At 42.2% G+C, this 2,531-nt stretch carries 4 protein-coding genes; 3 read left to right on the forward strand and 1 reads right to left on the reverse strand.

Translation table 11 applies throughout. The features are described 5' to 3' along the window. The 3 genes from AC29Z1_RS03645 to AC29Z1_RS03655 all read left to right on the forward strand — a co-directional run. Positions 1–631, forward strand: a 631-nt coding sequence (locus AC29Z1_RS03645; RefSeq protein WP_488270100.1) for a PLP-dependent transferase, incomplete at its 5' end; no start/stop codon positions are given. Positions 632–748: 117 nt separating this feature from the next. Next, a complete protein-coding gene (locus tag AC29Z1_RS03650; RefSeq protein ID WP_488270101.1) occupies positions 749–916 on the forward strand; it encodes a hypothetical protein in 168 nt (55 codons plus the stop codon). Between the two features lie 239 nt (positions 917–1,155). After that, positions 1,156–2,070 (forward strand): LysR family transcriptional regulator, encoded by a 915-nt coding sequence (locus AC29Z1_RS03655; protein WP_488270102.1) that lies wholly within the window; start codon positions 1,156–1,158, stop codon positions 2,068–2,070. Between the two features lie 63 nt (positions 2,071–2,133). Here the strand turns inward: AC29Z1_RS03655 and AC29Z1_RS03660 are convergent. Further along, positions 2,134–2,531 (reverse strand): rubrerythrin family protein (locus AC29Z1_RS03660; RefSeq protein ID WP_488270103.1); only part of this gene is annotated, 398 nt, incomplete at its 5' end.

Here is a 2,531-nt window from a genome sequence, read left to right on the forward strand (position 1 = left end):
GGGCGGTGTGGTTATTGATGGCGGCAAGTTTGACTGGGGAAATGGCAAGTTCCCGCTTCTCTCCGAGCCAGACCCCAGCTATCATGATATGCGGTATACTGAAGCTCTTGGCAATCTGGCTTATATTATTAGGCTTAGAGTGCAGGTGCTAAGAGATATAGGTGCCTGCCTGAGCCCGTTCAACAGTTTTATGTTTTTGCAGGGACTGGAAACACTGCATTTGCGGATGGAACGGCACAGCCAAAATGCGCTTGCTGTTGCTAAATATTTGGAAAACCATGAGTTGGTTTCCTGGGTTAGTTATCCTGGCTTAGAAAGTCATAAAGATTATAGCTTGGCGAAGAAATATTTGCCTAAAGGTGCTGGGGCGATCATGACTTTTGGCATCAAAGGCGGCCTGGAAGCCGGACGCAAGTTTATTCATGCACTTCGTTTATTCTCGCTGCTGGCCAATGTAGGTGATGCTAAGTCCTTGGTCATTCATCCAGCTAGTACCACTCACTCCCAATTGTCAAGCGAGCAATTGGTGAGTGCCGGAGTATCGGATGACATGATTCGTCTTTCGATTGGGATTGAAGATGTGGCCGATTTGATTGATGATCTGGAACAAGCATTGGCTGCCAGTAAATAAAAGCTTATCCTCCTATAACTGTAAGTAATCCTACGTATGCTTAACGTATATTTTACTGTCAGAGTGAAAAAGGTATACAATAAAGATAGATTTACGGTAATGGGAGGAAGAGGTAGCATGCAGGCTTTATTCACACGAATCCTTAGTTTTTGGCACTTTGATACCAATTATGAGACAGTCAAACCAGGAGTGATTGTCGATAAGCGGGCTAAGGTTGTGCCGCTTGCCACCAGTAGAGACATTACCCGAACCCAGAAGTTTTGGGACAACGCAGTTCCGTCGTAGGTTATTTGATTAACCAACTATTACACCTGGCTTCTGTAAATAGGACATAAGAACATTTACATGGTTTTGATAATAAGTGACTTAACTCCAGCATGGTGACTACCTGTGCTAGAGTTAGGTCCTTTTTATTTGCTGCTTGTGATAAAAAAACTTGACATATTCATATTGGGACAGCCATAGTATAGGATATAAGTCTTTTTGAGGCTTTATTTTATACTATATAAGTAGGAGTATATGTTGTGGATATTCTGCGTTTAACATATTTTATTGAAGTGGCCAGACAATTAAGTTTTACTAAAGCTGCCAAAGTGCTTCACGTTTCCCAGCCATCGATCAGCAAGATGGTGCGCAGCTTAGAGGCTGAGCTTGGCGTAACGCTGATTGACCGTTCGGCACGTCGGATTAAGTTGACAGATGCCGGACAGACTCTATATGAACGTGGCCTCAAGATCATTGAGTCATTGAAAAATGTAGCTGCAGACCTGGATGATTTAACTAAAGGACAAAAAGGCAGCATTCGTATCGGAATTCCACCCATAGTTGAGACTAGTTTTTTTGCTATTGCTATCGGGGAATTTAAGAAAAAGTATCCAAACATTATTATCGACTTGGTAGAGGTTGGTTCAAAAGTCGTAGAACCTATGGTGGAAAATGGGGATATTGATATCGGCGTTGTTATGCTGCCGCTAAAGAATAAAGCCAACTTTTCCATGTTTACATTTGTAAAAGAGCCGATATGGCTAATTGTACACGCAGAGCACCGCTTGGCCGGGCGTGAACTTGTTCATATTACTGATTTAAAAGATGAACCCATCGTGTTGTTTCGTAAAGATTTTGCCCTGCATGACCATGTTGTGGAGAAATGTTGTGAGTATGGTTTTAGGCCTAAGGTATTATGTGAAAGCTCACAATGGGATTTTATGGTGGAAATTGTGGCTGCTAAACTTGGGGTTGCGTTACTGCCTAAAGTTCTATGCGATAAAGTAGGCAAAGCGGACATCATAGCTTTGCCTATCGCTGAGGAAATTAGTCCATGGCATTTGGCAGTTATCTGGAAAAAAGGGACCTATCTCTCCTTTGCTGCTCGGGAATGGATAAAATATGTCGCCTGCTTGTTTGGGGTGGAAGCGGAATTAGCTAAAGCCGGACTATAGCCCGGCTTTAGTTTATGTTTTTATATTTAGAATTGTAGTAGTGAAAAAGAATTTTCCTATTAGTTAAAAGGCTTTGTACATGGATTGCTTAGCGCCGCAGACGGGACATTTGTCAGGTGCATGGTCAAGTACGGTATGACCGCAGACTGGACAAATATATACTGTATTAAAATTTAAATCTTTACCAGCTTCAGCGGCTTTGCGCGCATCTTCGAATAATTTTGCATGGATTTTTTCGGCTTCAAGTGCCCAGTGAAAGACTTTTTCAGCTTCAGATTCTTTTTGAAATCTGGCTGCTTCTAAATAGACAGGATACATTTGTTCTACTTCATGCAATTCACCATTTATAGCACCTTGTAGATTATCTGCTGTTTTCCCAACACCGAAGACTGCCCCGGCCGGAACAGTAAAATCACCTACTTGTTCAGCTAATACGTGAAAATGATTTTTGGCGTGAGCCC

The sequence above is a fragment of the Sporomusa sp. genome, assembly GCF_057736855.1.

Coding starts and splice junctions, on each gene's coding strand:
- AC29Z1_RS03650 (WP_488270101.1), top strand. CDS start 749: ATGCAGGCTTTATTCACACGAATCCTTAGTTTTTGGCACTTTGATACC.